Source organism: Candidatus Solincola tengchongensis, from assembly GCF_015711935.1.
In the GTDB taxonomy this organism is placed as follows: Bacteria; Actinomycetota; Geothermincolia; order Geothermincolales; family RBG-13-55-18; genus Solincola_A; species Solincola_A tengchongensis.
This window is the reverse complement of sequence record NZ_JACVJJ010000023.1, coordinates 1-6321: the sequence shown is the minus strand read 5'-3', so window position 1 is coordinate 6321 and position 6321 is coordinate 1. Positions and strand designations below refer to the sequence as shown.

Sequence of the window (6321 nt, the reverse complement as noted above, 5' to 3'; positions counted from 1 at the left end):
GGCCATGGCCTCCCTCAGAAAGGAGGTGAGGAGGAATCCCGAAGCCTGGCTCGAAAAGCACATGCCGCTTCTTGAGACAAGGAGCGGAGACCCCTGGGTGAAGGACGTCCTCAAGGCGCTTGCGGGACATGAGAGGATAGCGTGTTGAGGTTTTGTCGGGATGGGGTGCCTACTTTTTGTAGACAGCAACCAGTATAGCTCTCCGATTGACTTTCCGTGGGGCCGGGAGTATCATCATAAACTAACTTGCTGGTGGATATTGACAACCGAATACCTACCGCTAAAGGCGATGAAGGGGAGGAGTAGGCCCGCGGGTAGCGCTACAGAGAGCCGGGCTGAGGTTGAGAACCGGTGCGCGAAGCGGGCTGAAGATGGCCCTGGAGCTTCCCGTCGAAAGCGATGAGCGAGTAGGCGAGGACGGATGCCCCCGTTACCATGGGCGAGGGTATCGCGCTGCGGCGCCGTACCCGGTGCGGGTGATACGGTAGTGGATACCGCCGTGCGCCTTCGCCGGCGGTATTTCTTTTCCCGAGCCGGAGGTGCGTGATTCGACGCCGAAAGGGAAAGTCAAGGGGGCATTGGGGCGAAAAGGACATGCGGTCTGTCCGGGTAGAAGCAGCGACCGACGGGTATCCGGGATGGCGGAGATATGGGGGCGCGGCAGAAGGTGCCCGTCCCTTCGGGCTGGCGCGCATAGGCGGTGCCGGCGGCAGGGAAGAGCACGCTGCGAATCCTGGGGCGTTGCTTTGGGCTTGCCGTGAATGGTGGCCCGAAAGGCGGGGATTTGATTCGGTGATCGATTAGAAAGGGAGAGGCTCGTCCGTTACGGGAAAGGTGGTGGTGGGTTTGGTATGGATCATGCGCAGCCTCCCGCGGTAATGTGAGCCAGTCAAGACGGGAGGTAAAGAGGAATGGCCAAGACCATCGCGGAGATAAACGAGAGGATCAAGAAGGGAGAGGCGGTGGTGGTCACCGCCGAGGAGATCATCGACCTCGTGGAGGAGAAGGGCGTGGAGGAGGCGGCCCGCACCGTGGACGTGGTGACCACGGGCACCTTCGGGCCCATGTGCTCCTCCGGGGCCTTCATCAACCTGGGCCACGCCCAGCCGCGCATCAAGATACAGCGCGCCTGGCTGAACGAAGTCCCCACCTACTGCGGCATCGCCGCCGTGGACATCTATATTGGGGCGACGGAGATGGCGGAGCACGATCCCCTGAACGAGGTGTTTCCAGGAGAGTTCCGCTACGGGGGCGGCCACGTCATAGAGGACCTGGTGGCGGGGCGCAAGGTACGCCTGCGGGCGGAGGCCTACGGAACGGACTGTTACCCCAACCGCCGCTGGGAGAGGGAGATAACCCTGGACGACGTAAAGGAGGCCTGGCTCTTCAACCCGCGCAACGCCTACCAGAACTACAACGTGGCCGTGAACCTCTCCGACCGGGTCATCTACACCTACATGGGGGTGCTGCGGCCCAACCTGGGGAACGCCAACTACTGCAGCGCGGGCCAGCTCTCGCCTCTGCTCAAGGACCCCCTGTTCCGCACCATCGGTATCGGGACGCGCATCTTCCTGGGCGGAGGCGTGGGTTACGTGGCCTGGCACGGGACGCAGCACAACACCGACGTGCCCCGCGCCGCCAACGGCGCGCCTACACGACCCGCCGGGACCATCGCCGTCATCGGCGACCTGCGGGGGATGAACCCGCGCTACCTCACCGGATATTCCATCCTCGGGTACGGGGCCACTCTGGCGGTGGGCATCGGGATCCCCATCCCGGTGCTGGACGAGGAGGTGGTGCGGCATGCCGCGTTGCGCGACGCCGACCTCAAGGCCCCGGTGGTGGATTACTCCGTTGATTATCCCCAGGGAACGGGACGGGTGCTGGGGGAGGTCACCTACGCGGAGTTGAAAAGCGGGCGCATCGTGGTGGAGGGTAAAGAGGTTCCCACCGCTCCGCTGTCCAGCTACAGCAGGGCGAGGGAGATAGCCGAGACCCTGAAGAGCTGGATACGGGAGGGCCGGTTCCTGCTCAGCGAGCCAGTGGATCTCCTTCCCTGCGCGGCGCGGGATAAGGGGGTGAGTTGAATGGTACGGCACAAGATAGTCCTGCACTTTCCCCACGAACAGGTGGACAAGCCCATCGTTAGCAAGCTGGTCCGGGATTACAACCTGGACTTCAACATCCTCAAGGCCTCCATCACCCCCCGCGAGGAAGGCCTGCTGGTCCTGGAGGTGACCGGGGAGGAGGCGGATTACGACCGCGGACTGGAGTACCTGCGTTCCTGCGGGGTGGAGATCCAGCCCCTCTCCCAGGACATCAGGCGCAACGAGGAGCGATGCACCCATTGCGGGGCTTGCTTGGCGGTATGTCCCACTGAGGCGCTGAGGCTGGACCGGGAGACATGGGAGGTGAGGTTCGCGGAGGACGATTGCGTGGCCTGCGAGCTCTGCATAAAGGCCTGTCCTCCGCGGGCGATGGAGATACATTACTGAGGGTAGGACATTTCGGGTGCCCGCCTCGGCGTGATGCTGGTAAAATAACGCTATGGCCAAGTTGGAACTCGAGGATTCGGGCCAGGTGTTCAGCCTGGAGGAGAGAGCGGAATACACCCTGGGCAGGTCGGATCCGGCCACCCACTCCTTCCCGGACATCGACCTTGCGCCTTTCGGGGCGCTGGATGCCGGGGTCTCCAGGAGGCACGCCAAGATCACCCGCCTGGGGGGAGGACGTTATTACATCATGGATCTCGCCTCCACCAATTACACCCACGTCAACGGCGAGAAGTTGGAGGCTTTCGAACCTCGGCCTCTGGCGGATGGCGACGAGATCCACATGGGAACGCTGAAACTCATCTTCCGGGCCTGAAAGACGCGGTGCCTCTCCAGCCGGGTTTTCCTCTCACCCTCGGCCGGAAGGGGCGCCTTTTTCTTTGCTCTCTTCTTTGAGGAGGCGTTCTGCGTCGTCCGGTTATAAGGTGCGGGGCGGGTGGTGTCGATAGAATAATGTCGCCGGGAAGGGTTCGAGGTTCTTGCCGGCCGGCGCGAATGCCGGAGATGTACGTTGACCTTCCGGGTGGAGCGATGGAGGCAAGGTACCGCATCCTGAGGGAGATAGGGCGGGGGGCCATGGGCCGGGTGTATCTGGCCCATGACACGCTCCTGGAGAGGGACGTGGCCCTGAAGGAACTGAACGTCCCCGATTACCTTAGCGAGGAGGAGAAGGCCGAGGTAAGGGAGAGGTTCCGGCAGGAAGCCAAGGCGGCGGCCAGGCTCTCCCACCCTCACATCCTCACCGTACACGACATCATCCTCTCGGGGGACCGTCAGTACATCGTCATGGAATACCTGGAGGGCAAGACCATGCGGGAGGTGCTGGCGGAGCGCCGGCTTTCACCCGAGGAGGTCATGAGCATAGCCCCCATGGTCTGTGAGGCCCTGGGATACGCACACCGGCAGGGCATCGTCCACCGCGACGTTAAACCGGACAACATCTTCGTCCTCCAGAACGGGAACATCAAGGTGGCGGATTTCGGCATCGCCAAGATGATACGGGTGAGCGACCGTACCCACACCGACGTCATCATGGGCACTCCCAACTACATAGCCCCGGAGGTCATACTGGGCAGGCCTTACGACCACCGTGTGGACATCTTCGCTCTGGGGGTCACCTTGTACGAGATGCTCTCCGGGCGGCGACCCTTCGATGCGGAGAACGATTTCGCCATCATCTACCGTGTGGCCACCGAGGAACCGGCGGCCCTGTCCGAACTGGTAGAGGGCCTTCCACCCACTCTGGAACGGGCCGTCCACCATGCTCTCCAGAAAGAGCCCTCGCTGCGGTACGCCAGCATGGAGGAGCTCAAGGCCGACCTCATGAAGGTGCGCTCGGAACTGGGGATGGAATCGCGCCAAAAGGAGTCCTTCGACAAGAAGCGGGCCCTGATGAGCGAGCTGGAGGCGGCCAGAGAGGTGGAGCTGGATATGGATACCGCCGGGGAGAGGTACGACTTCCGGCGTGACAAGGAGTGGAAGGAGCTCATCGCCCGCATCTATTCCGACCAACCTCCGGAGGAATCGGGCGGTGGAGTGACGGATACCGGGATGACGACGGCATTCGGCGGCGCGGCCACGGAAGCCAAGCCCCGGGCCAGGGCTGAATTACCAGTATATGGCAGCTCACTCCCTGGAACGGCCGTTCGCAAGAGCAGGGGAGGAGGAAGCACGGCAAGAAGCGAGGCCCGCACTCGACCCTTGGCCCTCGCTTCCGGGCAAGGACATCCGCTAAGCCGAGGGCGGGAAGTAGAGGCCGCCGGCGAGTTCGCCATCCCCGAGAGGGCGAGGCGGCTGGCCTTTTACATCCCCGCCCTGGCCGCGCTGCTGGTCGTCTCCACCCTGTTCCCCTGGATAGGAAAAGGCCTCAACCCACTGCGCAGCATGGCGGGGATATCCTTCCCGGAAGGGATGCTCTTCTCCGGCCTGGCCACACTGGTCGCCGGGTGCGACGCGCTACTTGTCCTGGGGATGGTGCCGCCCGGGAAATGGGCGGGGGCCATGAGGGTAATGTCCCTGCTGGCGCTTTTAACCATGCTGGCTTTTCTGGGCCTGCGGGTCTTCGCAGGCCTGGGCTACCGGAGGGCGCCGGGCCTTTCGTTGGGCCAGGCGCTGGCGGGTACCGGTTGGGGCGTGTGGCTGGCGCTGGCCGGGAGCGCGGCGTTCTATTCCCTCTGTTCCCGCCTCCGGGCCGAGGTGACCTGAGTCGAATCCGCGAGCGGGTTGCGCTGCTTCCAATGGGTCATGTGTTCGCGCTCCCTTGTGTACCTGCCTCACAAACGGATCACGCCGTCATTAAGGCCGGGTTGTAACTCGGTCTTGGGGTTATGCCTTGTTCCGCGCCTCACCCGCGAACAGAGGCTTAGAGGGCATCGTTTTCGAGAAGCCACCTCACGTATTCCTCGAGGGGTTCCCGGTAGTGGCGCGCGAGTGGGAAGCCACGCAGGCGGAGGTTCAGGTTCTCCAGGGGAGAATAGGGGGGGCGGGGACAGGGGAGGTTGAGGTCCGCGTAGCGTATAGGTTCGATGGGCACCTTCTTCCACCCGGCTATCTCCACGATCTCCCGGGCGAAGTCGTAACGAGAGCAGACACCCTGATTGGTGGCGTGGTAGAGGCCATACTGGCCGGACCGGCAAACGCGGTGGATGATCTCCGCCAGGTCACCGGTGTAGGTGGGGGTCCCCACCTCATCGGTTACCACCCGCAGGTAACCCTTCTCGCGGGCGTTGCGCAGGATGCTCTTCACGAAGTTGCGCTTCCCTCCACGGCCGAACAGCCACTGGGTGCGGAAGATGTAGTGGCGGGGAAGGGTGCAGGCCAGAAAACGTTCGGCGGCCAGCTTGGCCTTGCCGTATACCCCCTGAGGGTTGGGCTCGTCCAGTTCAGTGTAGGGTGCACCCTTTCGCCCGTCGAAGACGTAATCGGAGCTGATGAAAGCCAGAGGACAACCGGCCTCCAGGCAGGCCATGGCCAGGTTCTGCGCGCCGGTCAGGTTGACCCGCAGGGAGGGCTCGGGGTCCAGCTCGGCACGGTCGGCGTCCAGGTCGGCGGCGGTGTTGATGACCAGGTCCGGGCTGAGGGAGGGGATCCTTTCCATGACCAGTCGGTAATCCGTGATGTCCAGGTCGAGGTCGAAGGGGAATACCTCGTCGCCTCCAGCCCGGAAGACCTCCACCAGGTCGGTCCCCAGCTGTCCGGCCGCGCCGCAGATCACCACGCGCATACCTGCCTCCTCACCCCTTCCGCAACCTGTCTGTTGGTGCATCCCTCTCCCCTTTTCCCGCTCTCCGGGTTGAAGGACGCGTAGGTGACGCTTTCCAGGTCGGTCCCCAGCTGTCCGGCCGCGCCGCAGATCACCACGCGCATACCAGCCTCCCCTCTCTCATATTGGAAGCCGTTGTCATAGCCCGCCTCTCCGCCTACCCCATCACGGGATGCCTCGAGGCTCTTGCCCATCCCACTCAGTCTCCCGCCTCTCTCTCCCAGTCGAAGAGCGCATCGTAGGGGATACGCTCCTCGTCCGGGTCCGCCGGGTCATAGGAGCGGGTGGTGTGATAGAAGAGGCCTACCGGTTTGTTCCCCAGGACCTGGTAACCGTGGGCCACGCCGGGAGGGATGACGATGAGAAGAGGGCGGTGTTCTCCGGCGTAGATCACCTGGGTCCGCCCGTGAGTGGGCGATTCCTCGCGGAGGTCGTGCAGGACTACGCGTGCCTCGCCCTGGGCCACGAACCACAGGTCGTGCTGTTTGCGGTGCCAGTGAAAAGCCT

The 6321-nt window shown here is 63.5% G+C and carries 7 protein-coding genes; 4 read left to right on the top strand and 3 right to left on the bottom strand.

Annotation, left to right across the window (positions count from 1 at the left end):
- Nucleotides 1-911 precede the first annotated feature (911 nt).
- From H7007_RS01535 to H7007_RS01520, 4 genes are all read left to right on the top strand, one after another.
- Entirely contained in the window at nt 912-2087 is a 1176-nt protein-coding gene (locus H7007_RS01535; RefSeq protein ID WP_287152728.1) for a homocysteine biosynthesis protein, read from the top strand.
- Complete coding sequence (locus H7007_RS01530; protein WP_287152727.1) at nt 2088-2495, top strand: NIL domain-containing protein; 408 nt, start codon at nt 2088-2090, stop codon at nt 2493-2495. It begins immediately after the preceding gene.
- Nucleotides 2496-2547: 52 nt separating this feature from the next.
- On the top strand, nt 2548-2868 hold the full coding sequence (locus H7007_RS01525; RefSeq protein ID WP_287152726.1) for an FHA domain-containing protein: 321 nt from the start codon (nt 2548-2550) through the stop codon (nt 2866-2868).
- A gap of 215 nt (nt 2869-3083) precedes the next feature.
- Nucleotides 3084-4757, top strand: a complete 1674-nt coding sequence (locus H7007_RS01520) for a serine/threonine-protein kinase (protein ID WP_287152725.1) — start codon at nt 3084-3086, stop codon at nt 4755-4757.
- Nucleotides 4758-4914: 157 nt separating this feature from the next.
- Here the strand turns inward: H7007_RS01520 and rfbD are convergent, their stop codons facing one another.
- From rfbD to H7007_RS01505, 3 genes are all read right to left on the bottom strand, one after another.
- Nucleotides 4915-5775 (bottom strand): dTDP-4-dehydrorhamnose reductase, encoded by an 861-nt coding sequence (gene rfbD, locus H7007_RS01515; protein ID WP_287152724.1) that lies wholly within the window; start codon nt 5773-5775, stop codon nt 4915-4917.
- Complete coding sequence (locus tag H7007_RS01510; RefSeq protein ID WP_287152723.1) at nt 5763-5918, bottom strand: hypothetical protein; 156 nt, start codon at nt 5916-5918, stop codon at nt 5763-5765. Before H7007_RS01510 ends, rfbD begins: the two co-directional genes overlap by 13 nt.
- A 95-nt stretch (nt 5919-6013) precedes the next feature.
- The coding region (locus H7007_RS01505; RefSeq protein WP_287152722.1) for a dTDP-4-dehydrorhamnose 3,5-epimerase family protein at nt 6014-6321 on the bottom strand (308 nt) is incomplete at its 5' end.